21 protein-coding genes and 5 pseudogenes are annotated in these 26,575 nt (G+C 65.2%); 11 read left to right on the plus strand and 15 right to left on the minus strand.

The features are described 5' to 3' along the window. From YO9_RS17225 to pdhA, 4 genes and pseudogenes are all read right to left on the minus strand, one after another. Nucleotides 1-357, minus strand: a 357-nt coding sequence (locus YO9_RS17225; RefSeq protein WP_223286197.1) for an E3 binding domain-containing protein, incomplete at its 3' end; no start/stop codon positions are given. After that, a complete protein-coding gene (locus tag YO9_RS17230) occupies nt 351-779 on the minus strand; it encodes a biotin/lipoyl-containing protein (protein WP_016996682.1) in 429 nt (142 codons plus the stop codon). The genes YO9_RS17230 and YO9_RS17225, both read right to left, overlap by 7 nt. Next, nucleotides 767-1,776 (minus strand): annotated as a pseudogene (locus YO9_RS0106125) (alpha-ketoacid dehydrogenase subunit beta). The gene YO9_RS17230 and the pseudogene YO9_RS0106125 overlap by 13 nt, the downstream one beginning before the upstream one ends. Then, nucleotides 1,776-2,866 (minus strand): annotated as a pseudogene (pdhA, locus tag YO9_RS0106130) (pyruvate dehydrogenase (acetyl-transferring) E1 component subunit alpha). The pseudogenes YO9_RS0106125 and pdhA overlap by 1 nt, the downstream one beginning before the upstream one ends. 447 nt (nt 2,867-3,313) lie before the next feature. On the opposite strand from pdhA, the gene YO9_RS0106135 reads away from it, so the two are divergent. Further along, nucleotides 3,314-3,769 (plus strand): Lrp/AsnC family transcriptional regulator, encoded by a 456-nt coding sequence (locus YO9_RS0106135; protein ID WP_016996683.1) that lies wholly within the window; start codon nt 3,314-3,316, stop codon nt 3,767-3,769. Here YO9_RS0106135 and YO9_RS0106140 read toward each other — a convergent pair whose 3' ends face one another. Continuing rightward, nucleotides 3,770-4,201: a hypothetical protein gene (locus YO9_RS0106140; RefSeq protein WP_016996684.1), complete on the minus strand. Its 432-nt coding sequence runs from the start codon at nt 4,199-4,201 to the stop codon at nt 3,770-3,772. Between the two features lie 318 nt (nt 4,202-4,519). On the opposite strand from YO9_RS0106140, the gene YO9_RS0106145 reads away from it, so the two are divergent. After that, nucleotides 4,520-5,977 carry a tryptophan-rich sensory protein gene (locus tag YO9_RS0106145; RefSeq protein WP_016996685.1) on the plus strand — a complete coding sequence of 486 codons (1,458 nt, stop codon included), beginning with the start codon at nt 4,520-4,522 and terminating at the stop codon, nt 5,975-5,977. 62 nt (nt 5,978-6,039) lie between these two features. Continuing rightward, a complete protein-coding gene (locus YO9_RS0106150) occupies nt 6,040-6,702 on the plus strand; it encodes a type II CAAX endopeptidase family protein (RefSeq protein WP_223286198.1) in 663 nt (220 codons plus the stop codon). A 16-nt stretch (nt 6,703-6,718) separates the two neighbouring features. On the opposite strand, the gene YO9_RS0106155 is transcribed toward YO9_RS0106150, so the two are convergent. Both YO9_RS0106155 and YO9_RS0106160 read right to left on the minus strand, forming a co-directional pair. Then, nucleotides 6,719-8,341 carry an ATP-binding cassette domain-containing protein gene (locus tag YO9_RS0106155; protein WP_016996687.1) on the minus strand — a complete coding sequence of 541 codons (1,623 nt, stop codon included), beginning with the start codon at nt 8,339-8,341 and terminating at the stop codon, nt 6,719-6,721. 235 nt (nt 8,342-8,576) lie between these two features. Then, a complete protein-coding gene (locus YO9_RS0106160) occupies nt 8,577-9,218 on the minus strand; it encodes a TetR/AcrR family transcriptional regulator (RefSeq protein ID WP_016996688.1) in 642 nt (213 codons plus the stop codon). 95 nt (nt 9,219-9,313) lie between these two features. Here YO9_RS0106160 and YO9_RS0106165 point away from each other — a divergent pair, with 95 nt between their 5' ends. The 4 genes from YO9_RS0106165 to YO9_RS0106185 all read left to right on the plus strand — a co-directional run bounded on the left by YO9_RS0106165 (nt 9,314) and on the right by YO9_RS0106185 (nt 13,881). Continuing rightward, a complete protein-coding gene (locus YO9_RS0106165; protein ID WP_016996689.1) occupies nt 9,314-10,918 on the plus strand; it encodes a DUF3533 domain-containing protein in 1,605 nt (534 codons plus the stop codon). A 66-nt stretch (nt 10,919-10,984) separates the two neighbouring features. Beyond that, a complete protein-coding gene (locus tag YO9_RS0106170; protein ID WP_223286199.1) occupies nt 10,985-11,440 on the plus strand; it encodes a DUF4870 domain-containing protein in 456 nt (151 codons plus the stop codon). Between the two features lie 406 nt (nt 11,441-11,846). Continuing rightward, complete coding sequence (locus YO9_RS0106180) at nt 11,847-12,998, plus strand: NRAMP family divalent metal transporter (RefSeq protein WP_016996692.1); 1,152 nt, start codon at nt 11,847-11,849, stop codon at nt 12,996-12,998. Nucleotides 12,999-13,104: 106 nt separating this feature from the next. Continuing rightward, nucleotides 13,105-13,881 (plus strand): putative hydro-lyase, encoded by a 777-nt coding sequence (locus YO9_RS0106185; protein WP_031272774.1) that lies wholly within the window; start codon nt 13,105-13,107, stop codon nt 13,879-13,881. Between the two features lie 195 nt (nt 13,882-14,076). Here YO9_RS0106185 and YO9_RS21860 read toward each other — a convergent pair whose 3' ends face one another. From YO9_RS21860 to YO9_RS0106200, 5 genes and pseudogenes are all read right to left on the minus strand, one after another. After that, nucleotides 14,077-14,811 (minus strand): GntR family transcriptional regulator, encoded by a 735-nt coding sequence (locus YO9_RS21860; protein WP_472973938.1) that lies wholly within the window; start codon nt 14,809-14,811, stop codon nt 14,077-14,079. Nucleotides 14,812-14,815: 4 nt separating this feature from the next. After that, nucleotides 14,816-16,554: pseudogene (locus YO9_RS0106190) on the minus strand (acetyl/propionyl/methylcrotonyl-CoA carboxylase subunit alpha). Further along, nucleotides 16,551-16,880 carry a 5-oxoprolinase subunit C family protein gene (locus YO9_RS20675; RefSeq protein WP_317259766.1) on the minus strand — a complete coding sequence of 110 codons (330 nt, stop codon included), beginning with the start codon at nt 16,878-16,880 and terminating at the stop codon, nt 16,551-16,553. The pseudogene YO9_RS0106190 and the gene YO9_RS20675 overlap by 4 nt, the downstream one beginning before the upstream one ends. 59 nt (nt 16,881-16,939) lie before the next feature. Then, complete coding sequence (locus tag YO9_RS0106195) at nt 16,940-18,166, minus strand: 5-oxoprolinase subunit B/C family protein (RefSeq protein ID WP_317259767.1); 1,227 nt, start codon at nt 18,164-18,166, stop codon at nt 16,940-16,942. Nucleotides 18,167-18,372: 206 nt separating this feature from the next. Further along, a complete protein-coding gene (locus tag YO9_RS0106200; RefSeq protein ID WP_016996695.1) occupies nt 18,373-19,131 on the minus strand; it encodes a LamB/YcsF family protein in 759 nt (252 codons plus the stop codon). Between the two features lie 262 nt (nt 19,132-19,393). On the opposite strand from YO9_RS0106200, the pseudogene YO9_RS0106205 reads away from it, so the two are divergent. The 3 genes and pseudogenes from YO9_RS0106205 to YO9_RS0106215 all read left to right on the plus strand — a co-directional run bounded on the left by YO9_RS0106205 (nt 19,394) and on the right by YO9_RS0106215 (nt 21,777). Further along, nucleotides 19,394-20,571, plus strand: a pseudogene (locus YO9_RS0106205) (LLM class flavin-dependent oxidoreductase). A 40-nt stretch (nt 20,572-20,611) separates the two neighbouring features. Continuing rightward, nucleotides 20,612-21,274, plus strand: coding sequence for a CE1759 family FMN reductase (locus tag YO9_RS0106210; protein ID WP_016996697.1), 663 nt, complete (start codon nt 20,612-20,614; stop codon nt 21,272-21,274). Continuing rightward, entirely contained in the window at nt 21,271-21,777 is a 507-nt protein-coding gene (locus YO9_RS0106215; protein WP_223286203.1) for a MarR family winged helix-turn-helix transcriptional regulator, read from the plus strand. The genes YO9_RS0106210 and YO9_RS0106215 overlap by 4 nt, the downstream gene beginning before the upstream one ends. Before the next feature lie 97 nt (nt 21,778-21,874). Here the strand turns inward: YO9_RS0106215 and YO9_RS0106220 are convergent, their stop codons facing one another. After that, nucleotides 21,875-23,062 carry a Fic family protein gene (locus tag YO9_RS0106220; protein WP_016996699.1) on the minus strand — a complete coding sequence of 396 codons (1,188 nt, stop codon included), beginning with the start codon at nt 23,060-23,062 and terminating at the stop codon, nt 21,875-21,877. 104 nt (nt 23,063-23,166) lie between these two features. Here YO9_RS0106220 and YO9_RS0106225 point away from each other — a divergent pair, with 104 nt between their 5' ends. Next, nucleotides 23,167-24,051 carry an SDR family oxidoreductase gene (locus YO9_RS0106225; protein WP_031272777.1) on the plus strand — a complete coding sequence of 295 codons (885 nt, stop codon included), beginning with the start codon at nt 23,167-23,169 and terminating at the stop codon, nt 24,049-24,051. A gap of 94 nt (nt 24,052-24,145) precedes the next feature. On the opposite strand, the gene YO9_RS0106230 is transcribed toward YO9_RS0106225, so the two are convergent. Then, nucleotides 24,146-25,411, minus strand: coding sequence for an MFS transporter (locus tag YO9_RS0106230; RefSeq protein ID WP_223286204.1), 1,266 nt, complete (start codon nt 25,409-25,411; stop codon nt 24,146-24,148). A gap of 75 nt (nt 25,412-25,486) precedes the next feature. Next, nucleotides 25,487-26,469 (minus strand): annotated as a pseudogene (locus tag YO9_RS21435) (molybdopterin-dependent oxidoreductase). Nucleotides 26,470-26,575 lie beyond the last annotated feature (106 nt).

Genomic DNA, 26,575 nt, shown 5'->3' on the forward strand with positions numbered 1-26,575 from the left:
GCCGGGGGGAGCGGGAGGTGCCGTCGCGAGACCGGTGGGCGCGGGGCCGGCCGAATCCGAGCGACGTCGTTGATCGTCCACCTGATCCATGGCGGCCCGGATGTCCTGGCGCATGATCAACCCGCCCGGGCCGGTGCCCGTGAGCGCGGTGATGTCCACGCCGTGCTCCTTGGCGAGCTTGCGCACCAGCGGCGAGATGACCGTGGGGGCCATCCGTGGAGCCGCGGTGAGCGCGTCGTGGGTGTGGGACGCGGCACCGGACTGGCCGGTCGCCGAACCGCCGGACCGGCTCGCGGACTTGCCGCGGCGGCGTCGGCGGGACGAACCACCGGCGGTGGTGCCGTAACCGATCAGCACGTTGCCGGAGGACTCGTCGGAGCTGTCGTCCGCGGACTCCTCGGCCGAAGGCTGGGTGCCCGCGCGCTCCTCCTCGCGGTAGCTCGCGCCCTGGGTGGGTGCGGGAGAATCTGCGTTGGAAGCATCGACCGCCGGTGCCGGTGCGTCCTCCGTGGCCGGGGCCTCGCGCCGTCGGACACCGAAATCAGCGACTGGCCCACGGTGAGCGTCTCGCCCTCCGCCCCGTGCAGCTGGTGGACGGTGCCCTCGAAGGGGCTGGGGATCTCGACCGCTGACTTGGCGGTTTCGACCTCCACGATCGGCTGGTCCATGGCCACGGTGTCACCCTCGGCGACCAGCCAGTGCAGGATGTCCGCCTCGGTGAGACCTTCGCCCAGGTCGGCAGATGGAACACATTGATGCTCACGGGTCAGTCCTCCCACTGCAGTTCGTCCAGAGTGTCGAGGATCCGCTCGACACTGGGGATGTGATGGTGTTCGAAAGCCGGCGAGGGGTAGGGGATGTCGAATCCCGTGACCCGCAGTACCGGCGCGGCCAGCGAATGGAAGCAGCGCTGCTGGGTGCGCGCCACGATCTCCGAGGCCACGGACGCGAAGCCCTGCGCCTCGGCCACGACCACGGCGCGGCCGGTCTTGCGCACGGAGGTGGCGACCGTTTCGTCGTCGTAGGGAACGATGGTGCCCAGGTCGATGACCTCCACGCTCATGCCGTCCTGCGCGGCTTCTTCCGCCGCGGACAAGCACACGGGCACGGACGGGCCGTAGCTGATCAGGGTTGCGTCCGTGCCTTCACGGGCGACGACGGCGTGCCCCTCGCGTTTCTGCGCGGTCCCGTTCGCGTACTGCTCGCGCAGTTCGTCCAGGTCGATCTGGGCGGTGGACCAGTACAACCGCTTGGGCTCGAAGAAGACCACGGGGTCCGGGGAATCGATGGCCTCGCGCAGCATCAGGTAGGCGTCCGAGACGGAGGCCGGGGTGAAGACCTTCAGGCCCGGGGTGTGTGCGTAGTAGGACTCCGAGGAATCACAGTGGTGCTCCACGCCGCCCACGCCGCCGCCGTAGGGAATGCGGATGACCATCTGCATGCCCAGCTTGCCGCGGGTGCGGTTGTGCATCTTAGCCACGTGCGAGGCGATCTGCTCGAACGCGGGGTAGGCGAAGGCATCGAACTGCATCTCGACCACCGGGCGCATGCCGTTCATGGCCATGCCCACGGCGGTGCCGATGATGCCGGACTCCGCCAGAGGGGTGTCAAAGCAACGCTCGCGGCCGAACTTGGCGGTCAGGCCGTCGGTGATGCGGAAAACGCCACCGAGGTTCCCACGTCCTCGCCGAAGACCAGCACGCTCGGATCGGTTTCCAGGGCGTCCGCGAGAGCGGTGTTCAGCGCCTTGGCAAAGCTGATTTTCTGGACGCTCATCACGCCTCCTCTCGGGACAGTTCGTCGGCCAGCAGATCGGACTGCTCGCGCAACTGGGTGGTGGGTTCGCTGTAGACGTGGCGGAACAGGTCCTGCGGATCCAACTCCGGCTTGGTGGCCATGGCTTCGCGCAGGCGCTTGGCCATGTCCTCGGCGTGCGAGGAGATCTGCTCCGAGGCGGCGTCGTCCAGGGCGTCCTGATCAGTCAGGTAGCGCTGCATGCGCGTGATCGGATCCTTGGCGACCCACTCGGAGACTTCGTCGCGCTCGCGGTAGCGGGTGTCGTCATCCGCGTTGGTGTGCGCCTGCATGCGGTAGGTCATGGCCTCGACCAGCAGCGGACCCTTGCCCTGGCGGCACAGTTCCACGCCGCGGCCCAGTACGGACAGCAGGCAGCCAGATCGTTGCCGTCCACGCGCTCGCCGGCCATGCCGTAGCCGACCGCCTTGTGCGCCAGCGTGGGTGCGTGGGTCTGGGAGGACAGCGGCACGGAGATCGCGTAGCCGTTGTTCTGCACCAGGAACAGGACGGGCAGCTGGAATACGGCGGCGAAGTTGAGGGCCTCGTGGAAGTCGCCCTCGGAGGTGGCGCCGTCGCCGCACATCGCCAGGGTGACGGTGTCCTCGCCGCGCAGCTTGGCAGCGTGGGCGACACCCACAGCGTGCAGCAGCTGGGTGGTGAGCGGGGTGGCCTGGATGCTGACCTTGTACTCGCGCGGGTCGAAGCCACCGTGCCAGTCACCGCGGAACGTGCTCATGACCTCGAGCGGATCCACACCGCGGGACATCACGGCCACCGAATCGCGGTAGGTGGGGAACAGCCAGTCGTTGTCGCCCAAGCACATGGCCGCGGCGACCTGGCAAGCTTCCTGACCGTGGCTCGAGGGGTAGACGGCCATGCGGCCCTGACGGACCAACGCCATGTTCTGGTCGTTGATGCGGCGACCCACCACGAGCTTCTCGTACGCCTTGAGCAACTGCTCGGTCGAGGGCATCGGGTACTCGTGACCCGGTTCGGGGCCCTGCTCGCTGTCCGGGACGGGCTGTCCATCCGGGGCCAGCAGCTGGATCTCGCTGGTCGCCGGAAGCATGTAGGCCTCCGGGGTGATGCCGAAGTTCTTGGACGCTTCCACCGCCGGGATCACGGGTGCGGTGTCCTCTGCGGGGGTTTCGTCGACGGCGCTGGGCGAGGTCGCCTCGGGCGTGGAGGTCTCCTGCGCTTCCGGAGTCTCGGAGTCCGGCGTGGGGGTTTCGGCTGCGGGATCGCTGCCGGGTGAAGTGGGCTCGCTCATGGCCGACCCCTTCCATGGTTGGTTCAGACGTTTCGTGATCCAAGTATGGGAACTATCGGCCTGTTGTCTCCCCAGTTCTGGGATGCACTGGACAAAAGTGCGCTTCAGGGGCTCATCGTGGACAATATGATCTGATGTGACCTACGTCATGACGGTTTGTCGGATGGGTGCAGATGACTCCGATCGGCGGGGCGAGAAGGCGGCGAGCGGCGTCGTCGGCGAAGTGTGTGAAGAAAGAGGAGCGGGATGACCGAGAAGCGGCGGGCGGATCTGGACGATACGGATCGGCGGATCCTGGACGAATTGACCCGGGACGCGCGCCAGTCCGTGACGGCGCTCGCAAGTCGGGTGCATATTTCGCGCGCGCACGCCTACGAGCGGATCAAGAAACTCCACGACCAGGGCGTGATTCTGCGCTACACCGCGGTGATCGACCCGGTGCGTGCGGGGTTGGAAGCGTCCGCGTACGTGACCGTGCGGCTGAAGCAGAACACGTGGCCGTCACTGTGCGCCAAGTTGCGGCAGATTCCGCAGGTCCAACACGTGGCGCTCGTGGGTGGAACGTTCGACGTGATGCTGCTGGTGCGGGCGAGCGGCACCACGGAACTGCGTGACGTGATCTTCGAGAAGATCCAGCCCATGCCCGAAGTGGTGGACACCCAGACGTTCCTCATTTTCGAGGACGTGGATGCGCGGGGGTAGCTAAGTCGTTTGCGACGTGCGGGGAGTGCGCTGGGGTGGGTGGATGAGGAGACGACTCCCAATAACCCACGCGAGGGCCCAGACGAGCAGGAATCCCATATTCCATTCCAGGAGATTGAAGCGCGCCCAGTCGGTAATGACAACTCCGAAAATTGCCAGCGCCGCGAAAAGCACCCAGATGATGGTCTCGATTTTCGGGGACATGACAGTGCGGAGGAAGTAGACCACCATGATGAAAAGTCCCCAGATGACGACAAATGCGCGGCCCAGGTCCGAGCTGGTGGCCAGGAGATCGTCGGCGCGGTAGATCCTGATCATGGTTAACGTCAGGAAAAAGACCACAAAGAAAGTGAGGATCCGCTTCAGGCGCGACGGTGTTGGTGATTGACCGTTGAGGCGGTTGTCGGAATGCCTGTCTGACGGGGAGGGCATATAGCCTGTCCCTTCCTGAGTAGCGGTTTCACCTGGACTTTCACCCTAGCCGGGCGTGGAGTGTGAGGAAACAGGCGTAGGTTGACGGCTCCGCAAACTGATCGACGGTAAAGCCAGAAGTCACGAGTTCTAGGGATGCAACGTCGATGGATTTACAGGGCGTCAGGAATTTGGGTCGTTAAGTAGAGCAGAATGCGGCGTACACAGTAGATCTCCAGGTGTGGCTCCGCGCGGGTGTGGTCAGCGGTGCGATGCTCAGTAGGCGAACTATTGCGCGGCGACGTGTCCGCGCCAGGTCCATCAGAATGAGGGGTTCTCATGAGCGACACTTCACGCTTGGCACTGGTCACCGGTGCCACGGGGTACATCGGCGGCAACGTGGCGCAGGAACTGCTCGGCCGGGGCTGGCGGGTCAGAGTGCTCAGTCGCAGCGCGGACAAGGTGCGCCATCTCCAGTGGGGTGACTGCGTAGTTGCAGACGGTCAAGAGGCTGGGCCTGGTCAGGCAGAGGTTGTCGAGGGCGATGCTTCGGACGCCAAGGACATCGCCCGCGCCATGGAGAACGTGGACGTCGCGTGGTACCTGTTGCATTCGATGGGCGACACGGATGACTTCGTGGCGGAAGAGAAGTCCATGGCGGACACCTTCGCCACGGCCGCGCGCGATGCGGGCGTCAACAGGATCATCTATCTGGGTGGCCTTCACCCCGCAGGCACCACTACTGAAGAGCTGTCCGACCATCTGCGTTCCCGGGTGGAAGTCGGTCAGGTGCTCATGGACTCCGGCGTTCCAACAGCCGCATTGCAGACCGGTGTGGTGATTGGGGACGGGTCCTCGTCCTTCACCATGATTCGGCACTTGTCCGAGCGGCTCCCCGGAGCGGTTGCTCCCAAGTGGGTGCGCAACCACATCCACCCGATCGCGGTGGCCGATGTCATGCATTATCTGGTGGCCGCTGCGGATCTACCGGAGGACGTGAATCGCACCTTTGACGTGGGCGGCCCCGAACCCCTCGAGTACGCCGACATGCTCAAGGAGTACGCCAGCGCGCTCAACAAGATCCCGCGCTTCATGCTGACCGCCCAGGTCACCACCCCAAATTTGGCGGCATATTGGATCGGACTGGTCACGCCGGTGAACACGTCACTGGTTCGCCCGCTCATCGGTAGCCTCCAGCACGACACCGTGGTGCGCGAGCGCGACCTGGACGATTACGTGGGTCCGCCGCCGGGTGGCCACACATCGTTCCACGATGCCGTGCGTATGGCCGTCAAGAACGTGGACACCTCCCGGTGGGCCAAGATTTTCTGGGCGACCAGTGCGGGAGTGGCCGCGACCGCCGTCGTCGGATCGCTGGCGACCAAACCGAACTCGACCTGGTACAAGACGCTGAAGAAGCCCGCGTTCCAGCCGCCCGCGTGGTTGTTCCCCATCGCCTGGACGGCGCTCTACGCGGACATCGCGGCGATCGGTTCCCTGTCCATTGCCGATCTGGGGGAGCAGGGCCGCACCAAGGAGCAGCGCAACTATGTGGCAGCGCTGGCGATCAACCTGACGCTCAATGCGGGCTGGAGCGTGCTGTTCTTCGACCGCAAGAAGCTGGGCCCGGCCGCCGTAGAATCGATCGCGCTGGCCGTGAGCACAGCCGACCTGGTGCGCCGGTCGGGCAAGGTGTCCGTGGAAAAGGGCGTGGTGCTCGCGCCGTACGCCGGATGGACTGCCTTCGCCGCGGTGCTCACGGGAACCATTCGCGCGTTGAACCCCCGCAGGGACTGACACTCGCACTCGTGCTCCGGCAACCCAGAGACCCGACCACAACCCAGGTGAAAGGCGGCACCGTGAGGGAATCCGACGCACTGTCCACCGACGCGCAGTCGGCCCTGCCCGGAGGAGCATCTCGCGTGGCCGTCATCGTCACGGGGGTGTTGGCGGCTGCCGCGCTCGCGTGGTCCCTGCGCATCGAAGCGGGGGATCCGTGGTTCTACCCGGCTACTTTCATTCTGGCCGCGATCTACATCGTGGGCAGTCTCGTGGCGGTTCGGTTGGTGGGCAGCAGGTTTCGATGGCACGCCTCCCGGCGCGGGATTCGCGACGCCGTTGTGGGCGGTGTCCTCTTAGCCCTCGTTTTCTTCGCGGGCGCCTTCTTGGTGCGGTTCATTCCGTTCCTGCGTGATCCAGTGGATGAACTCCTGGACTACGCCCGCGTGGGCAGCCTGGTGTTCGTGCTGATTACCACCGCGGTCAATGGTGTTGCGGAGGAGATGTTCTACCGAGGTGCGCTGTGGAGGGCCGTGAAGCCTAGATATCGAATGGTCGTGACCACGGTGCTGTATACCGCAGTCACCGCCCTGGCAGGAGTGCCGCTCCTGGCTTTCGCTGCCGCCGCACTCGGTGTGCTGGTGGCCGTGTTGCGGGAGCGAACCCAGTCGCTGACGCCGCCGATCATCGCCCATCTCATCTGGTCCGTGAGCATGCTCGTGGTGTTGCCGCAGGTGGTGTGAGCGGGCGTTAGTTACCTTAGACATCAAGCGCCAATTCTGCCGTCACCCCGATTCGTTCGATGAAACTGTCGTCGTGGCTGACCACCAGCAGGGCACCCTCGAACGCGTTGAGCGCATCCACCAGCTGATCCACCGACCGTAGATCCAGGTTGTTGGTGGGCTCGTCCAGGATGAGTAGTTTGGGTGCCGGTTCCGAGGTCAACACCCGCGCCAACTCAACGCGCAGTAGTTCGCCGCCGGATAGCTCACCCATCTGTTTATCCGCTTGCGCACCGCGGAACAGGAATCGAGCCAGGGTCTCGCGGCATGCATGCTCGGTGGCTGCCGGGTTCGCCACTTGCAACTCTCGAACGAGCGTCAATTTCGGGCGCTCCACGGTCAGTCGCTGCGGGATGTACCCCAAGGGTGATAGCCGGTAGCGGACGGTCCACGGGGCCACACCCGCGAGATCCGCCTCGCGTGGTTCCTCGGTGGAATCGGCAGTCCACCCCACCGCGCGCTCGATCAGCGTGGTTTTCCCGGAACCGTTCCGACCGGCCAACCGCACCCGTTCCGGGCCGGCCATGTCGAACCTTTCGGTTTCGCCCTCGGGAAGGACGCGTTCCAGCTCGAGCACCTTGGTTCCATTGGCCACGGCCGTTTGGGGAAGTTCAATGCGAATATGCCGGTCTGTACGCATCGCATCTCGGGCATCCGCCGCGGCCTCGGACGCAGCCCGTTCGCGGTCGGACAGCACTCCTCGCAACTTACCCGCTTGCACCTGCGCGGACATCGCGTCGTTACCCATGGCCATGCCGGGTTTGCGTTTCTGCCGCTTGAACTTCTCACCCCGGGTCACCCGATGGCTCAGCTTGGTCTCCTCCTCGATGCGCTCCCGCTTCTGCTTCTTGGCCTCAGCCTCCGCCCGGGACACCTCACGCAGCGCAGCCTCCTGTTGGGTGGCCAGGTAGGCCTCGTACTCGCTGTACGTGCCACCGAATTCGGTGAGCTGTCCGTCCCGCAGTTCCACGATCTGATCCACGAGTTCCAGCAGTTGCCGGTCGTGGCTCACGATCAGCAGCGACGCCCTCCACCCCCGCACGGTCGCGAACAGATCCTCGCGCGCGGCGGTGTCCAAGTTGTTGGTGGGCTCGTCCAGCACGGTCAGCTGCGCTCGCCGTAGCACCGCCCCGGCCAACGCCGCCCGCACGATTTCGCCGCCGGAGAGCTCCGCAACGCGCCGTTCCAGATCGGTGGGGAGCCCGCGCGTGGCCAGTTCCGCTCGCGCGCGTTCCTCGATATCCCAGTCATCGCCGACGACGTCGTACTCCGCCTCATCCACGCTGCCCGCCTCGATCGCGCGGAGACTTTTCAGGATGTGGTCGATACCCAGAAGTTGATCCATTGTGGATTCGGACTGGGCGGTGATGTCCTGCGGGACGTACGCGATGCTGGCTGCGCGGTGTAACGACCCTGTTGTCGGGTCGAGCTGTCCGGTGAGGACTCGCAGCAGCGTTGACTTGCCGCTTCCGTTGTCTCCGACCAGCCCGGTGACTCCTCGGGGAATCGAACCCGAGAGGTCGGTGAAGCACTCTGTGCCGTCAGCCCAGGTGACGGAGAGGCTGGAAAATGTGATGAGTGTCTGTTGTGAATGGGGCATGTGGATCTCCTGAAAGAAAGAGGATGATCCGCTGCCGCGCCATGAGGTGACCCGAAAGCTGCCGCCTACGAGAGGTGGCGGGAAAAGGGAGGGTCAGAGCGGCGTCGTCAATAGAGAGAACGAAGGCGAAGAAGCGCGTGCAGCGGCGGGCTCAGAGAGAACCGGCAAGCTTCACAGCGCACACCTTTCGTGGACAACAAGACCCGAGCAGCTTAACCCCGGACCGCCCAGAATGCTAGGGCTTTTGTGCTGCGGGGCGGGTGAACGCGAGCCACATGGTTGGGATGACGCGCTGGTCGGTGTTCTCGCCCATGGCCATGCGATCGGTGAGCTGGCCGCTGTAGCTGGTGAGCATGAGTTGGGTCATGTCTGCGGCGGGGATCGTGAACTCCAGGTGCTGACTTTCGGCCACGCGGCCCAGCGCGTTTTCGACGGCGCCGTAGAGCCTTGCGCGCATCGGACGGACGACATCGCGAACTTCACTCGAGCGGAATGCTGCGAGGAACAGCTCGAGGCGGACGGCCTGCACGTTCATGTTGGACGACTGGTCCGTGACGCCTTCGATGATGCGGGTGACGACCTCCTCGGTGCCGGCGTCGGAGTCGAGCCACTGCTCCAGTTCCGAGTCGAGGCGCTCGATCAGGCTTTCCACCAGGTTCTCGAAGACCGCCACCGCCAGATCCAGTTTGGTCGCGAAGTTGGAGTAGAAGGCTCCGCGCGTGAAGCCGGCGGCCGCGCACAGCTCGCCGATGGAGGCGCCGTCGATCCCCTTCTCGGCGAAAACCCCCGCCGACGACGCCACGAGCCTCCTGCGCGTGGCCGTCCGGGACCGCTTGTCCGCGTCCTCGTCCGTTCCGTGTGACGTCTGGTCAGTCACTTTTACTCGCTCCCTCTTGCCGCCTCGATACATCAGTGTATCGTGAATGTGAAAACTCGATACAGTAATGTATCCAAACCACATTCAGGGGAACTATGGCAGACGGCAAACTAGGCGCGCGCACCTCTCATCAAGCAGCGGGGCGGCAGCGCGGACCGTTCTATTCGGCAACGTTCTGGGCGCTTCCGGCGGTGGTCATCATGGTCCTGGCGGTCCTCGGAACGGCCCTGTATCTGGGTGGGTTGTCCAATCCGGCAGGTCACCTCAAGGACTTCCCGGTGGCCATCGTCAATCAGGATCGCGGGGCGGACGTGCCGCGAGAGGGCGGTGGAACCGAGAAGCAGAATTACGGTCACCGCATCGAGGACGGTTTTGCATCCGAGGCGGGTAAGGATGAGCGGCTGGATCTGCGTCGGCTGGATTGGGATCAGGCGCAGGACCAATTGGAGCGCGGCGAGCTGTTCGGAGTGGTGGTCATCCCGGAGTCCTTCTCGGAGGACACGGTGAGCATGGTCAGGGGCTCTCTGACGCAGGAGTCTGCGGCTCGGCCGGAAATCACCCTGTACACGGACCCGCAGGCAGGTTCTCTCGGGACTCGGATCGCCACGGAGGCTGTGCAGCCGGGGCTGGAGCAAGCCAGCTCCACGATGGGTGAATCACTTGTGAAATCTGCGCAGTCCGCCCAGCAGCAGGCCTACGAGCAGGTGCTGTCGGAACTCGAATCGCAGCAGGATCAGCAGTCCGAAGAACTGGCCCGGTCGGCTGCGCAGGGCGGTCCTGCCGTGCAGCAGTTCGCGCAGCAACTTCAGGAAGCCCAGGCCAACACTCCCAAGCAGGTGGCGGATCAACTAGCACCCAAGGTCAGCTCCGTCTCAACGGATCTGTTGCGGGATCCGGTGAACGTGGACACCAAGCCCTATCAAGAGCTTGAAGAGGGCACAGCGTTGGGGATGGGCGCGTTCTACTACGCGATTATCCTGCTGGTGATCGGTCTCTCCGGATCCATTGCCGTGAACGTTCTGATGGATGCACGGATGGGCATGGCACCGTTCGAAATGGGTCCACTGTTCCGGGATCTGCCGCGCGTGGGCCTTCCTCGGTGGCTGAACTTTCTGATCAAGTGGGGCCTGTTCACCGTGGCCGCCGCACCCACGTCGGCGCTGATGCTGTGGGTTGCCGCGGGGGTGGGCATGCCCATGCCGCACGGGTTGGCGGTGTTCTTCGCGGGCTGGCTGTCGTTGTCTGCGGTCTCGGCCGTGGTGCTCGCACTCATCACTCTGGGTGGCTCTGCAGGCATGCTGCTGTCGATGATCTACCTGGTGTTCATGGGGTTGCCTTCCGCGGGTGCAGTAGTTCCGTTGCAAGCGGTGCCGGACTTCTTCCGGATCATCGCCCCCATTGAGCCGCTGCATCACATCTTCATGATGATTCGGTCGCTCCTGTACTTCGATGCTCATGCAGATGCCGGTTTGCAGTCGGGGCTGATCGGGATCTCTCTGATCCTGCTCGTCGCCGTTGTTGTGGCACTGGTGGCGGGGTGGGCCTATGACCGCAAGTTCGGTCAGCGCGGTTCTCGCGGGCCCGGCAAGCATTCTGCGGGCCGCGGGGAGTCGCAGGCCACGGCGGCTGCGGAAGCCGGAGGTCAGCCGGTGGTGAAGAGTGGGGAAAACCCCAATGCAGTGGTGGGCTCCGGACTTTAGGCTGGAGCTAACGGGAAACCCCCGGACCCTCCACCGCCGGTGGATCACAACCTTGACGGAGATGCCATGAGTTACGAACCGCAGCAACCTCGCCCGGACTACCGCTCCGGCGGTGCCGGCGGCTACGACAACTACGACACCCACCACCGGACCGGTTCCAGCGGTCCTCAGAACGATGAAAAGACCGTGGCCATCCTGACGCACCTGTCGGGACCCATTGCCGCCATCATCTCGGTGGGTTGGCTGGGCTTCGTGGGCCCGTTGATCGTGTGGTTCATCTACAAGGACAAGAGCCCGTTCCTGCGAGCCGCGTCTGCCGGCGCCTTCAACTTCAACGTGACCCTGTGGATCATCAACGTGATCGGTTGGATCTGCATCTTCACGGTCATCCTGTTCCCTGTGGGGCTCATCTTGATCGCCGCCTACTGGGTGCTGCTCCTGGTTTGCCACATCGTGGCCGCCGTGCGCGCCAACAACGGTGAGGTCTACCGCTACCCGATGCAGTTGCCCATCCTGCGCTGAGCGCAGTGAGCGACGGCTTGTTGGCCGTAGCTCTGAGACATCAAAAAGCCACTCCGGTTCGCCCGGAGTGGCTTTTTCGTGCCCAGAATCTTGAGGGTGGCCGAGGCGTGCCCGGATTCAGCGTCGACGGTTGCCAGGGTGTGGTTCAGCGGGCCGGGTGTCCACGCTGCAGCGCAGCCCTCCGTTCGAGCGGCGGGAAAGTTGTTGAACAATCTCTTGCCCGAATTGTTGAACAACCTGTAGTCTTCCGGCAACACGTCAATCTGTGACCCCAGTCACCCGACCCATCGGATGAAGACATGTCGACAGCAGCGCCCCAGCCCGGCAGCCCGCCCAGCCCTCCGAACCCGGAACCGAACCGGTCAAGACGAACTCCGGCGGGCACCGCACCGCGCTCCTCGGCGCCATGTTCCTCATGGCCACTAGTGCGATCGGCCCCGGATTCATTACCCAGACCACCGTGTTCACGGTCCAGCTCGGGGCGGCCTTCGCGTTTGCGATCCTGGTGTCGATCCTGGTGGACATTGCCGTGCAACTGAACGTCTGGCGGGTCATCGGCATTTCCGGTCAGCGTGCGCAGGAACTGGGCAGCAAGGTCCTGCCCGGGGCGGGCATTGTGCTGGCGGCCCTCGTGTTCGTGGGTGGAGCCGTGTTCAATATCGGCAACATTGCCGGAACCGGGCTCGGTCTCAATGCGATGCTCGGGCTGGATCCGAAGATCGGCGGCGGTATCTCCGCGGCCATTGCGATCCTGATCTTCCTCTCCAAGCGAGCCGGTATGGCGCTCGACCGGATCGTAGTGTTGCTGGGCGCCGTCATGATTCTGCTGATGCTCTACGTGGCGATCGTGGCCGCCCCTCCCGTGGGAGTGGCGCTCAAGAACACGGTGCTCCCCGAAGAAATCGACTTCCTGGTGATCACCACCTTGATCGGCGGCACCGTGGGTGGCTACATCACCTACTCCGGCGCGCACCGCATGATCGACTCGGGCGTGAGCGGCGTGGAAAGTGTCAAACAGATCAGCCGCAGCTCCGTGCTGGGCATCCTGGTCACGTGCATCATGCGCGTGCTGCTGTTCCTCGCCATCTTCGGTGTGGTGGCCGGGGGAGTGGCGTTGACCAGCGACAACATGGCCGCCGAAGCGTTTGGTGCCGCCGCCGGAGAAATCGGCGTGCGGATCTTCGGTGTAGTGCTCTGGGCTGCCGCTCTGACCTCAGTGATCGGTGCGGCATTCACGTCCATCTCCTTCGTGACCAAGTCCGCCGGCAGCCCGCGGACCCGCAACCTGTTGACTGTTGCCTTCATCTTCGTGTGTGCTGTGGTCTATCTGTTCCTCGGCCAAGCGCCGCAGACGCTGTTGATCTTCGCGGGAGCGTTCAACGGGCTGATCCTCCCGTTCGGTTTCGCCATCTTGCTGTGGGTGGCCTGGCGCCGTCGAGACCTGTTGCACGGTTACGTGTATCCCAAGTGGCTCCTGATTATTGGTGTGCTCGCGTGGCTGCTCACCCTATTCCTGGGATGGAACTCCCTGGCCGGGCTCACCAAGCTGTGGAGCTGATCGCCATGGACGAGATGCCAGGCAATGTCTCGGCAGCCACGGGCGCTGATCAGAATCTTGCGGCGGTGCGGCACCCGCGGGCACGCACCAGGATGCAGACCCTGACCTGGCCCGTCTCACCCCCCGGGAAGCCCGCGAGCGTTTCCGCGACGGCCTGCTCCGTCCCACATCGGGAATCGCCGCGAGTTACGCCCAAGCCAACCTGATCATCGTTCCGCGCGAGCTCGCCTTTGACGTGCTCTTATTCGCCCAACGCAACCCCAAACCGTGCCCCGTGCTGGGCGTGCTGGACGCGGGGGAGACCACCGGCGAACTTCTCAAAGACGGCGACATCCGCACGGACCTCCCGCAGTATGTCGTCTACGAGAACGGCCAAGAAGTCGCCCGCCCTATCGACATCACCGAGTACTGGCGCGACGACCTGGTCACCTTCATGGTGGGCTGTTCCTTCACGTTCGAGGACGCCCTGCTGAACAACGGCATTCGCATGGCCCACAACGATCAGGGCGTGAACGTCCCCATGTATCGCACCAACCGCCGCTGCGCATCGGCAGGATCCTTGTCCGGGCCGCTCGTGGTCTCGATGCGTCCCGTGCCAGCGTCCCAGGTGGCCGACGCCGTTCGCGTCACCTCCCGCTATCCCGCCGTCCACGGCGCTCCCGTGCACGTGGGCAACCCCGAAGATCTGGGGATCCAGGACATCAACCAACCGGACTTCGGCGACCCCGTCCGCATCGAACCGGGCCACCTCCCCGTGTTCTGGGCCTGCGGCGTGACCCCGCAGGCCGCCGTGATGGAATCCCGCCAACCGTTCGCGATCTCCCACGCTCCCGGCCACATGCTCATCACGGACGCCAGGGACTCCGACTACCAGGTCCCCTGACGTAGCCGCATGCCCACGCAGGTGGTGCTGCCACACAAACTCTTCGGCCGCGACGCTGCAGTTGAGGCGATTGAAAAACTGTGGCCGAGATCTGAGGCATGGAAAAGCCACTCCGCGGCGCTCGGAGTGGCTTTTTCGTGCCCAGAATCTTGGGATGGCTTAAAGGTGCCTCAGGCTTCGTGAGTGCCGCAGCCGCTACGCCATGTGCTCCAGCAACTGCGCTTCCGCGAAGGTGAGGTACTCCCGCAGCGCCTCCGCCGCCTCGGCGCGCTGCCCAGCCTCCAACAACCGCAGCAGCTTGGCATTGCGGTCCACATAGTCCCCGTGAAAACCGGGATCCGCTGACATCGAGTGGAACACGAGCCGCATTCGAGCGAGCAACCGATCCATCGTGGTGACCAGGGTGTCCGAACCGGTCAGTGCCATGAGTCCGCGGTGGAAACGCTGATTGGCGTCACCCATGCCCTTGATGTCCCCGGCCTCGCGAGCCTTCCTGGCGGACGCAATCACAGATTCCAGCTCGGTCAGCTCATGCTCCGACCACGAGCCCCACAGCACAGCCCCCGGCTCGATAATGCGACGGGCACTGTAGATCTCTCGGACGTCGTCTGCGGTCGGACGCGCCACGAACACTCCGCGGTTGGCACTCGGTCCACCAGCGATTCGCCGGCCAATACCGTGAACGCCTCGCGCAGCGTATTGCGGGAAATGCCCAGTTCCCGGGCAATCGCTTGCTCCGAGAGCTTGGCTCCGGGCGCCAACTGACCTCCCGAAATACGCGCGCGCAACTGAGCCGCCGCGAGACCGCTCGCTTGCGCGCCGTCGGTGTCGAGCGGCGTCGGCGTCCCGGAAGGTGCCGTAGCGGAAGTGTGCGCCGCCGCGCTGGCGGGCTCGAATGCATAGTTGCTGGTCACCGGCCCATCCTCTCACCGCGCTAGGCGATGTCCCCCAGCGACTGTCCCTTGCTGACGGAGTCGCCCTCGTCCAGGCACCCCGGGTTAGCGTGCCGGAGCGGTGAGCGCGCACGGGAGTCTCCATCTTCATGGCCTCGAGCACGAGCACGGTATCGCCCTCTGAAACCTCCGTGCCGTCCTCCGCGGCCCACTTCACGACCGTCCCGTCCATGGGCGCGGCGAGCGTGGTGTCCGACGCTTCACTTCCGGCCGACGACGCCGCCCCCTCACCGTCCGCACGGGCCCCGCCACCGTGCAGCAGGGCCTCCACCATGGCGGTGGGGAGTCCGAGCTGCACGGCTTTACCGTCGAGATCCACGGTCAAGGTGGTGCGCTCAGCAGCTCCGGAGGTTACGTACGGCGATACCTCCAGCTCCTCGGTGAACGCGTCCTCGATCCACGTGGTGTACACCCCCAGCTCATCGGGGGAGGTGAAATCGGAGTGATCCAGAACGGCCCGATGGAACGGCACCACCGTGGGCAACCCCTTGATGGTCAGCTCCGCCAGGGCAGCTCGGGCGCGCCGCAGTGCTTGCTGTCGGTCCTCGCCCCACACGATGAGCTTGGCCAGCATCGAGTCATAATCGGGCGGCACCACGGACCCGGAACGCACGCCGGTGTCCACGCGGATCCCCGCGCCCGTGGGCGCCTCGAAGGCCTCCACGGTGCCGGGAGTGGGCAGAAAACCGAGCGCCGGATCCTCCGCGTTGAGCCGGAATTCGAACGCGTGCCCGCGCGGTTCCGGGTCCTCGGTAACGCTCAATTCGAGACCATCGGCCACGCGGAACTGTTCGCGCACCAGGTCCACCCCGGTGGTCTCCTCGCTGACCGGGTGCTCCACCTGCAATCGCGTGTTGACCTCCAGAAACGAGATCAGCCCATCCGGCGCGACCAGGTACTCGACCGTTCCCGCACTCGTATACCCGGCCTCGCGGCAGATGTCCCGCGCGGATTCGTGAATGGTCTTCCGCTGCTCGTCGCTCAGGAACGGTGCCGGGGCCTCCTCCACGAGCTTCTGATTCCGCCGCTGCAGCGAGCAATCGCGCGTGCCCACCACGGTGACGTTGCCGTGGGTGTCCGCGATGACCTGGGCTTCCACGTGGCGCGGCTTCTCGAGGAAGCGCTCCACGAAGCATTCGCCCCGCCCGAACGCCGACGTCGCTTCGCGCACCGCCGCATCGAACGCGGACTCGACCTCGTCCAAGGTTCGCGCAATGCGCATCCCACGGCCACCGCCGCCGAAGGCCGCCTTGATGGCGATGGGCAATCCGTGCTCCTCGGCGAAGGACCGGGCCGCGGCGGCGTCGTCGACGGGGCCGTCCGTACCTGGCACCAAAGGGGCACCGGCGCGCACCGCGATCTCGCGGGCCGTGACCTTGTTGCCGAGTGTGCGGATGACCTCGGCGGTCGGGCCGATCCAGGTGAGGCCGGCATCGGTCACGGCCTGGGCGAAGTCCGCGTTCTCGGACAGGAATCCGTAGCCGGGGTGCACGGCGTCTGCGTCCGCGCGGGAGGCAACGTCCAGGAGCGCCTCGATGTTCAGGTAGGTGTCCGCCGAGGACGAGCCGGGCAGCGCGTAGGCTTCATCGGCCATGCGGACGTGAAAAGAATCGGCGTCGGGTTCGGAATAGACGGCGACCGAGACGAGGTCCGCGTCCGCGCAGGCCCGTGCGATCCGGACCGCGATTTCCCCGCGATTGGCGATCAAGACCTTCTTCATGCTGATACTCCTGGTGGGATTGCGGAGGACGACGTGGTGGTAGAGGGCGGCGGGGTGGTCTCCCGCGGTGGGGTGGCATCATCCTGACGTGGACGTTCCAGGCCCGGGGGATCCGAATCGACGAGCGAGAAGCGGACCGAGGCGCCCGGCGGTAACTGTGCCGCGAGTGGTAGGTCCTCCGGGATGACCACGGCGATCACCGGATAGCCGCCCGTCACGGGATGGTCGGCCAGGAAAAGGACGGGAACTCCGGAGTGGGGAACCTGCAGCGAACCGGCAACTACACCCTCACTTGCGAGTTCGCCCTCGCGGGAGCGCTCCAACAAGTTTTCGCCCCCCGGCGACTCGAAGCGCACGCCCACGCGGTTGGACTGGCTGCTTACCATCATTCCTGGGCGGTAAGGGTCTCTAGGGCTTCCGGGGTGAACCAGTCATCGCGCGGACCGAGCGTCACGCGCAGCGCGGTGGGCTCGTCCGTTGCGGGGAGCTCGACCGCGGGGGCCTCTGGATCGCCGACGGCGCGCCCCGCAGCCACCGTCGGCACGGGAAGCTCGTCCCCGGCGGTCAACGGCTCCGGCCCGATCCCGGACATCACGTCCGTGGAACGGCTCCCCAGAACTTCCGGGGTTGAGAAGCCGCCGCGCACCGCCAGATAACTGCGCAGTCCAGCCGAGGGCGCGTCCAGGTTCAGCCTTTCGCCGTCATACAAAGCGAAGGGCGTACCAACTGGTGCAGAGCGTTGACCATTGGGGCCATCAATGTGCGCCGGGGCGGGCGCACCGGTCAGCGCAACAACGTGGTGCCCGCGGGCGGCAACGGTGAGTCCGCCCAACATTGTCTCGATGACGGCGGCATCGGGGGAGTTGCCCACCAGCCGATTCGCCTGTGCCGCAGACGCCTGATCCGCCGCTCCCGAGGCCACCACGCCCAGATCACCCAGGCCCGGTCGGCCGACGTCCTGAAGCAGCGACTGCATGCCGGGATCCTCGATCACGAGCCCACGAGACAAGTCGTCACGGGTATCAGACTCAGCACCTGCCGAGCTGTCCGACGTGACCTCCACGAGCTCTCGTACCGCCCGGTACTTCACCGTGTCCCCCGGGCGAATCAGGGCGGGTTCCTCGCGGTTCACGTCCCACAAGGGGGCGTTCGTGTGCCCGATCAGTTGCCAACCGCCCGGCGACCGCTGCGGATAAATGGCTGAGAACCGCCCCGCCAGCGCCACGGATCCGGCCGGAACCGCGGTGCGCGGCGACTCCCTGCGTGGCACCTCGAGTGGATCCCCGGGGGCCACGAGGTAGGCGAAACCCGGTGCGAAACCGCCGAACGCGGCGGTCCACTCGGTACCCGTGTGCGCCTCGATCACGCCGCGCTCGCCGAGCCCGGTCAGCTCACCCACTTCGGCCAGGTCCTCGCCGTTGTAGATCACGTCGATCTCAACGGTCTTGCCGGTCGCGGAGTCGGCCTGGTCAAGGTGAGCGGTGACGACGTCGCTCGCGGCCTGTCGCGCGGCCGCGTGCGTCGAGAAGCTCAGCAGGACCGTCTCCGCGGCGGCCAGCACGTCGAGCTGACCGGGGTAAGGGCGTGCGCTCAGCTGCGCGTGCCAGCGCATGACGTGATCCAGTGACGAACACTCGATCAGGAAATCGCGCGTTCCGGCCCAGCGGAGCGGAAGCTCCGATGCAGCTGAATCAGAGGGCCGACTCTGGGACGGCGAAGCGTCATGTCCGCCGGAGGCGTTCCGAATGCCGGACGGTGTCTGCTCAGCGGATCGGTCGCGCGAAGCGGATCCGTCCTGCGCGGAGGAGGTGTCCGGGCTCATGCGAACGACCGGATTTCCACGCCGGCTCGCTCCAGCCCGGCGCGGACGTCCGCGGCCATGGCGGCGGAGCCGGGGGTGTCACCGTGCACGCAGATGCTCTCGGCCTGAATGCGCACGGTGGAACCGTCCACGGCGGTCAGGGTGCCGTCCTCGGCCAAGCGGATCATGCGTTCCGTGACCTCCGCCGAATCATGCAGCACCGCGCCTTCTTCCCGGCGGGACACTAGCGTCCCCTCCGGCGTGTAGCCTCGGTCCGCGAACGCCTCGGCCACCGCGCGCAGCCCGGCCTGATCGGCCTTCTTCAGCGCCACGGATCCGGGCAACAGCAACAGCGGAAGGTCGCCGCCAAAGGCCTTGACCGCGTCGATCACGGCCTGGGCGTGAACCTCATGGTGCACGATCGTGTTGTAGAGGGCACCGTGCGGTTTCACGTACTTGATCTCGGTGCCCGCCGAGCGCGCCATGGCCTCGAGCGCGCCCATTTGGTAGAGCACGTCGTCCGCCAGCTCCTGCGGGGAGCAGTCCAGGAAACGCCTGCCGAAACCGGCCAGGTCCCGATACGCCACGTGCGCGCCCACGGTCACACCGGCGTCGACGGCGTCCCGGCACGTTTGCGCCATCACGCTCGGGTCGCCGGCGTGGAACCCGCACGCCACGTTGGCGGAGGAGACGGACCGGAAGATGGTGGCGTCGTCCCCCATGCTCCAGTTGCCGAACGACTCGCCCACGTCGCTGTTCAGATCGATGACCGTCATGCGTGACCTCCGTCTCATTGGTGAGTTCCAGGATGCCCCACGACGCAAGATTGTTCAACAATTTCACCGGAATTAGCCCAAATGCGACCAGTCCCGACGGGGTTAGTCGACCGAAGAGTGCCCTTGCCCACATCGGGAAACTTTCCGTGGAATAAATCTCGGATCGGGTGCATTATGTAGGTAGTTCAAATTTGAAAGACCAACGGAACGGGCCAGCGGGACTACCGCAGCGGCGTCGTCATCCAAGACACAGGAGGCAGTCATGCAACTCGGCATCTTCACCATCGGTGACGTCACCATGGACCCCACCACCGGCAAAACCCCCAGCGAGAATGAGCGCATCAAGCGACCGTCGAGATCGCCAAGAAGGCCGAAGAGCTGGGCATGGACGTGTTCGCGACCGGCCAGCACCACAACCCGCCGTTCGTGGCTCCGGCCAACCCGCCCATCCTCATGGCGCACGTGGCCGCGCAGACCAAGAACATTCAGCTGTCCACCGCAACCACCCTGATCACCACCACCGATCCGGTGCGCATTGCCGAGGATTACTCCTACGTGCAGCACTTGGCCGATGGCCGTGTGGATCTGACCATGGGCCGCGGTAACACCGGCCCCGTGTACCCCTGGTTCGGCAAGGACATCCGTCAGGGCATCCCGCTGGCCGTGGAGAACTACCAGTTGCTCTACCGCCTGTGGCACGAGGAGAACGTGGACTTCTCCGGTCGTTTCCGCACTCCGCTGCAGGGCTTCACCGCGACCCCGCGCCCGCTGGATGACGTGGCTCCGTTCGTGTGGCACGGCTCCATCCGCTCCCCAGAAATCCCGGAGCAGGCCGCGTTCTACGGTGACGGCTTCTTCCACAACAACATCTTCTGGAACAAGGAGCACACCGAGCGCATGGTGGACTTCTACCGTCAGCGCTACGAGTACTACGGTCACGGCTCCTACGACCAGGCGATCGTGGGCCTGGGCGGTCAGGTGTTCATCCGCAAGAACTCGCAGGACGCCAAGCGTGAGTTCCGCCCGTACTTCGACAACGCCCCGGTCTACGGCCACGGCCCGTCCATGGAGGATTTCACCTCGCAGACCCCGCTGACCGTGGGCTCGCCGCAGGAAGTCATCGAGCGGACCCTGTCCTTCCGTGACTACGCCGGTGACTACCAGCGTCAGCTGTTCCTCATGGACCACGCAGGCCTGCCGCTGAAGACCGTGCTCGAGCAGTTGGACCTGCTGGGCGAAGAGGTCTTCCCGGTGCTGCGCAAGGAATTCGACGCCCTGCGCCCGGCGCACGTGCCCGAAGCCCCGACCCACGAGTCCCTGGTGGCCCGTCACAAGGCCGGCAAGGACCCGATCCCCGGCGGCGACCCGGATTCCCAGGCAGCCAAGGATCGTGCCAAGCAGGCAGAAGCCGCTCAGCGCGACCACGAGAACTCCAAGTAATTTCACGCAGCAACAAGCAGTACGTAGAGAGAAGGACACCATGACTGATCGTTTGACCCTCGCGGTGGTGACCGCTGGGCTATCAGAAGACTCCACGACCACGCGCTTGGGTGAGGCGATCGCGAAGGCCGCGAGCGGCGTCGTCGAACAAGCTGGGCAGCACCTGGATATCAAGGTGATCTCGCTGCGCGACCTGGCCCACGGGCTGACCGACATGATGATCACGCACGTGGCCTCCCCGGCCGTGCAGGACGCGATCGACACCGTGCTCAACGCGGACGGCCTGGTTGCGGCCTCGCCCACGTACAAGGCGTCCTACTCGGGGCTGTTCAAGCAGTTCTTCGACGTGATCGATGAATCCGCGCTCGAGAACCTGCCCACCGTGATCGCCGCGACGGGTGGGTCGCCGCGCCACTCGCTCGTGCTCGACACGGCCATGCGGCCGCTGCTGAGCTACCTCAAGGCTCTCGTGTTGCCGCTGGGCATCTACGCGGCCTCCGAGGACTGGGGTCACGCTGACCTGCAGCGACGGATCGACCGCGTGGGCGCCTCGCTCGGCACCATGTTGCTCGCGGGTTCGCCGGGCGGTGCGTCCGGTTCGTTCGACGCCGACGCCGCTCGCCCCGGTCTGCGCCGCGAGGTCAAGGACGAGTTCAGTAACGTTCCCGACTTCGCGAGCCTGCTGGCCTCGGTGGGATCATGAGCGCCACGGTGACCTGTGCGTCCGAGCCGTCTGAGCCCGTAATGGGCCCGGACGGCGCGGGTGTCCATGACGTGTCGCGGAAGGACTGGGACGCGTGGCAGGTCTACTTCGAGACCACGGCTCAGCTCACCGCGCGCATCGAGGAACGGCTCAAGAACCACGGCTGCACGCTGATGGATTACCAGGTACTCCTGCTGCTCTACAACGCCCCGGAGCACTGCATGCGCATGGGTGAATTGGCGCACCGCATGGTGTTCTCGCCGTCGCGGTTGAGCTACCAAATCGGTGTGCTGGGCAAGCGCGGCTGGGTGGAACGTCGCCGTGTGGAGTGCGACGGTCGCGGCTGGGAAGCAGTCCTCACCACCGAAGGCTTGCGCGCCTTCCGTGAGCTCCGTCCCGCCCACGCCCGCGACGTTCAGGAGCTCTTCTTCTCAGCGCTCCAAGGCGACGACGCCGCCCGTCTGGCCGCACTGATGCGTCGCGTGAGCGGGTTGCTGGGTTAGTTCCGGCCCCCTGGAAGACCACCCGCCATCTGATGCCGCCTTACTGCGTAGTAGCCACCCCTACTCTGCAGTAAGGCGGCATCAGACGGTTCTGCTGTCAGGAGCCGAAATGCCGGCGACCGGCGCGCTCCGCGAAGTCATCCAGGGCGCTCACGACGGCGGGGACCACCCAGACTTTCTGGCCCCGTACTTTGATGGACCGCTCTTCTCGTAACAACCCGGCTTCGGTCAGTGAGTCCACCGTGCGGTAGGCGGTGGCTTTCGAAATGCCCGCGATGTTTTCCACCATTCCTGCCGTAAAGGCGGGTTCCGAACAGCACAATTCAGCAACCGCGCGCAGTGGCGAGGTGACGCGGCGTCGTGAATCCAGGACTTGCTCATGGAAGGCGCGGACGTCGTCGATCAGCTGATTTGCGTTAGCAAGCGACCCCAGAACCGCATTGGAGAAACAGTCCACGATGGACGCGGGGTTTCCGGCGCGGTAGTCGTTCAGAGCATTGATGTAGTCGTCGATGTCGTGCAGCAATCCCGAGGAAATGGGAATGTTGACATTTTGAACCGTCCCACGTGCGCGGAGCAGTGAGGATACGATGGCCCGCCCGGTTCGCCCGTTGCCATCGGTGAAGGGGTGGATGGTCTCGAACTGGGCATGAGCGATGGCTGCCTGAACGGTGGGATCCAAATCGCGACGGTGCAAGAAGTTGATCAAGTCCTCAATGGCCGCGGGAACGTGGGAGTACTCGGGCGCCACGTACGCAGCGGTGACCGGTGAATCTCCACCGATCCACACCCACTCGTTCCGACACTCACCTGCATCGCCCTGAACGCCCTCGGTCAACACGCGGTGCATGGTGAGAATGGCGTCGGAATCAAGGTGAGAGGCTGTGTCGATGGCAGCCCGCATTGCCTCTACATTGCGGGCGACCAGCTCTGCATTCCCGCCGATGTGTGCGCCCACGGCAGCCAGCGACAACTTGCGGGCGCGAACGGTCAGGTTCTCGATCTGGGAACTTGTCGCTGACTCACCTCGCAAGAGGACTGCGGCGAACGGCAGTGAGGCCAACCCTCCGGACTCGCGATCGAAAGCCACCATGGAGGCCGTTGCATTGTGTGCGGATGCGAGGGTGTCGTGAGAGAGATCGGGGGTCAGCGAGGAGATGTCGGGAACCACTGCGGCCTTGAAATTCCCGGTGTTCCGAATTCGCGCGCGACGAGATGCCATGGGGTCGCGGTGGACCCAACGGTGGGTTTCGTGGTCGATTGCGGGCCATTTAGTGGTGGGCATGAGGCTCCTTACTGAGACTGCTCAAAATAATTGTCTCAATAAGATCGTTATTGAGACAATCGTTGGATCTGGTCTCAATAAAGGTCTCTTGCAAGACTGTAGCCATGACGACTTCTCGCGGAACGCTTCCCTTGCACGGCCAAACCGCCCTGGTCACCGGGGTGTCACGACGCCGCGGGATCGGGTTCGCGGTGGCCCGCGCCTTCGCTCAGTTGGGCGCCAGCGTGTTCATCCACCACTACAGCCCGCACGACGAGGACCAGCCGTGGGGCGCGGACGATCTGAGCGGCGTCGTCGGCGAATTGCGGGCGGAACTCACGGAAGGTGCCGTGCTGGGCGAGATGAGCGCGGACCTGCAGGACACAGAGCAGATCCAGCCGCTCATCGACGCCGCGCACGCGCTCACCGGCTCTCTGGACATCCTGGTCTGCAACCAGGCGAAGAGTGGCGGGGACGGCTCCATTCTGAACATGACGCCGGAGGCTCTGGACGCTTTCTGGGACACCAACACTCGCTCCACCCTGTTGCTGACGAGGGCTTTCGCACTGCTCAAGACCGATGGGCCCAGGGGGGCCGCGAGGCCGGGCGATCGACTGCGTAGTGGGCACGGCAAGACATTCACCAAGCCGACAGGACGCGTGTTCTGGATGACGTCGGGCCAGGGTCACGGGCCGATGCGCGGCGAGGTCGCGTATGCCACGAGTAAGGCCGCGCTCGCGGGCGTCACCGCCACGGTGGCCGCGGAACTACTGGAGCTCGGCATCGTACTCAATACCGTGAATCCCGGCCCCGTGGACACCGGCTACCTCGCGCCGGACGCCACGGATCGCTCGCTCGAGGGCGTCCAGGAATTGCTGAACGCTCAACCGTTCGGCCGTTTCGGCGAACCCACCGATCCCGCCAAGCTGATCAGCTGGCTCGCCACGGACGACGGCGCCTGGATCGTCGGTCAGGTGCTCACCTCGGATGGCGGGTTCTACCTGGCGTGAGATTGGCTGATGGGTGGCGAACCATCTGATGCCGTCTTACTGCAGAGTAACCCGCTCTACTCTTCAGTAAGACGGCATGAAATGGCCGGGCGGATCAGTTGGCGGGTCGTGGCGCGCGCAAAGTCTTCACGGCCGCAACCGCCACGACCATCACCGCCACCAGGTACACCAACCCCAGCCCGGAGAAGCCGACCATGGCCAGGATCGGTCCGGCCAGCGCACCACCGGCGGCGCCGCACAAATTCATGACCAGATCCGAGGTTCCCTGCAGCCCGGGACGGTCCTGCACCGGCACGGATTCGGTGACCATGGTGGATCCCGCCACGGTGGATGCGGACCAGCCCAAACCCAGCAGGATCAGTGCCACCAGCACCAGGCTTTGACTTTCCGCCCCAAAGAATGTCAGCAGCAGGGAAACGGCAAACGTCGCCTGACCCAGAAGCACCGTCTGGGCGCGGCCGATTTTGTCTGCGAGCCAACCGAACACCGGGGACAGCGCGTACATCCCGGCCACGTGCAGGCTGATCGTGAGCCCCACGATGGACAGGGTGGCGCCGTGACTCGTCAGGTGCACCGGGGTCATGGACATCACCGCCACCATCACGGCGTGGGACAGAGCCACGACCAGCACGGCTCGGCGAGCGGCCGGAACCGAACGCAGGCTCCCAAACCCGCCGGTGGGACTGGGCTTGTTCTTGATCGATGTTCCCTGCGCCAGGGCGAGTTTGAGAGGGTCGGGTCGCAGCCCCAGAAAATAGACCGCGGCACCGAGGATTTGTGCGGCCATGGCGATGAGGAACCCCCCGGTGAACTGGGGAAGTCCAAGGGCGCGGCCCAGGAACTCACTGGGTTCGAAGAGGTTGGGCCCCACAACGGAACCAATTGTGGTGGACCATACGATCAATGACAGATCCCGGGCGCGAGTCTTCTTCAGGGCCAGGTCCGTAGCGGCAAAGCGAGACTGCAGGTTCAGCGCCATACCGGCTCCCTGTAACCCCATGCCGACCAACAGCAAGGGAAGAGACCCGAGCACCGCGGCCGTAATGATGACGGCCGCACCGAGAATCGCGACCAGCGCTCCGGTGGTCAGCGAGATCCGCCGCCCTCGCCGCTGTGCCAAGCGGGCCAACGGGATGGCCAGAATCGCAGCGCCCAAAGTGTTCATGGTGGCAGCCAGGCCGGACAGCGCACTCGACCCGGACACATCCGCGACCAGCAGGGCACCGAGGGCAAGCGTGGCACCCACGCCCAAGCCGCCCATGATCTGCCCGGTGGCGAGCACGATCAGGACCTTGCGTTGCAGTCGCTGCTGCTCGGGCGCGGTCAGTGCGCCGCTCGCAGAGCTGGAGGAATCCGTCATGCCTGCATCATGACCGATCACGGGTCGGCGCGCATCCTCTCGCACGGATCGATGTCACGAGCTCGGTGCTCGGCGTCACTGTCCGGTGAGGGGGTGGTCAGGAGCGCACAGTGAAGACCCGCTCGTGCCAGCCGAGGAACCGTTGGGGTCGGGGCGTGCACGCTCCGAGGTCTGCACCTGACCGTCCGCGTCCACCGCTCTGACCTCGGCGGTGTGGGAACCGGCAGGAAGATCGGTGACGCGCACGGACCACTGCCGCCAGGTGTCTTCGGACGGCACTGCGGCGAGAGTTGCGTCCATCCATTCCCCGCCGTCCACGCGCACCTGAACCGCGGTGATTCCCGTGTTTTGGGCCCACGCGCTGCCCGCGAGAGTCGTGTCGGGGTCCACCCTCGCGTTTTCTCGGGGGACGTCGATACGCGAGGACATCTTGATGGGCCCCTCCGCGGACCAACCCCGGGGCGTCCAGTAGCCTTCGGCCTGGTCAAAGCGGGTGACCTCGAGATCCACGAGCCATTTGGTCGCGGAGACGTACCCGTAGAGACCCGAAACCACCATGCGCACCGGATAGCCGTGCTCGAAGGGCAGCGGCTCTCCGTTCATGGTCACGGCAAGCATGGCGGTGCGGTTTTCGTCCATGAGGCGCTCAGGGGTGTCCCGGCCGTGAAACCGTCCTCGGATGTCGAGAGCACCATGTCCGCGTCCGGACTCGCTCCGGCCTCCGCGAGCACTTCTCGCAACGGCACACCGGTCCACACGGCGTTTCCCACGAGGTCACCGCCCACCTGATTGGACACGCACGCGAGCGTCACCGTGCGTTCGTGCAGCGGACGCCCGATGAGGTCGTCGAAGGTCAGCTCGATCTCCCGGTCCACCATCCCGTGGATGCGCAGCCGCCACTGGCTCACGTCGAGATGGGGGACGCTCAGCGCGGTGTCGATCCGGTAGAAGTCCTCGACGGGGGTCAACCACGGCTCGGTGCCGGCGACTGGCACCTGGGTCCCGGCGGGGATGGCCTCCCGAGCGACCGGGGCCGGAATGCTCAGCGCGGCGCGCATGTCGGGGACTTTCCGGGCCGCCGACGCGCCATCGCCCCACTGCGCCCGCGACCAGGCCCAGGGTCCAGGTGCTCCCGCGGACAGCTGGAGGAAGTTACGGCGATTC

The organism is Kocuria atrinae C3-8 (assembly GCF_000286355.1).
GTDB lineage: Bacteria > Actinomycetota > Actinomycetes > Actinomycetales > Micrococcaceae > Kocuria > Kocuria atrinae_A.

Bases quoted from the DNA above. Each gene is read 5' to 3' on its own strand.
- YO9_RS0106135 (WP_016996683.1), top strand. From the start codon at position 3,314: ATGACCGAGAAGCGGCGGGCGGATCTGGACGATACGGATCGGCGGATC.
- YO9_RS0106165 (WP_016996689.1), top strand. From the start codon at position 9,314: ATGGCAGACGGCAAACTAGGCGCGCGCACCTCTCATCAAGCAGCGGGG.
- YO9_RS0106225 (WP_031272777.1), top strand. From the start codon at position 23,167: ATGACGACTTCTCGCGGAACGCTTCCCTTGCACGGCCAAACCGCCCTG.
- YO9_RS0106230 (WP_223286204.1), bottom strand. From the start codon at position 25,411: ATGACGGATTCCTCCAGCTCTGCGAGCGGCGCACTGACCGCGCCCGAG.
- YO9_RS0106155 (WP_016996687.1), bottom strand. From the start codon at position 8,341: ATGCCCCATTCACAACAGACACTCATCACATTTTCCAGCCTCTCCGTC.
- YO9_RS0106195 (WP_317259767.1), bottom strand. From the start codon at position 18,166: ATGCGCTGGCACGCGCAGCTGAGCGCACGCCCTTACCCCGGTCAGCTC.
- YO9_RS0106215 (WP_223286203.1), top strand. From the start codon at position 21,271: ATGAGCGCCACGGTGACCTGTGCGTCCGAGCCGTCTGAGCCCGTAATG.
- YO9_RS0106180 (WP_016996692.1), top strand. From the start codon at position 11,847: ATGTTCCTCATGGCCACTAGTGCGATCGGCCCCGGATTCATTACCCAG.
- YO9_RS0106140 (WP_016996684.1), bottom strand. From the start codon at position 4,201: ATGCCCTCCCCGTCAGACAGGCATTCCGACAACCGCCTCAACGGTCAA.
- YO9_RS0106145 (WP_016996685.1), top strand. From the start codon at position 4,520: ATGAGCGACACTTCACGCTTGGCACTGGTCACCGGTGCCACGGGGTAC.
- YO9_RS0106220 (WP_016996699.1), bottom strand. From the start codon at position 23,062: ATGCCCACCACTAAATGGCCCGCAATCGACCACGAAACCCACCGTTGG.
- YO9_RS0106210 (WP_016996697.1), top strand. From the start codon at position 20,612: ATGACTGATCGTTTGACCCTCGCGGTGGTGACCGCTGGGCTATCAGAA.
- YO9_RS0106200 (WP_016996695.1), bottom strand. From the start codon at position 19,131: ATGACGGTCATCGATCTGAACAGCGACGTGGGCGAGTCGTTCGGCAAC.
- YO9_RS0106170 (WP_223286199.1), top strand. From the start codon at position 10,985: ATGAGTTACGAACCGCAGCAACCTCGCCCGGACTACCGCTCCGGCGGT.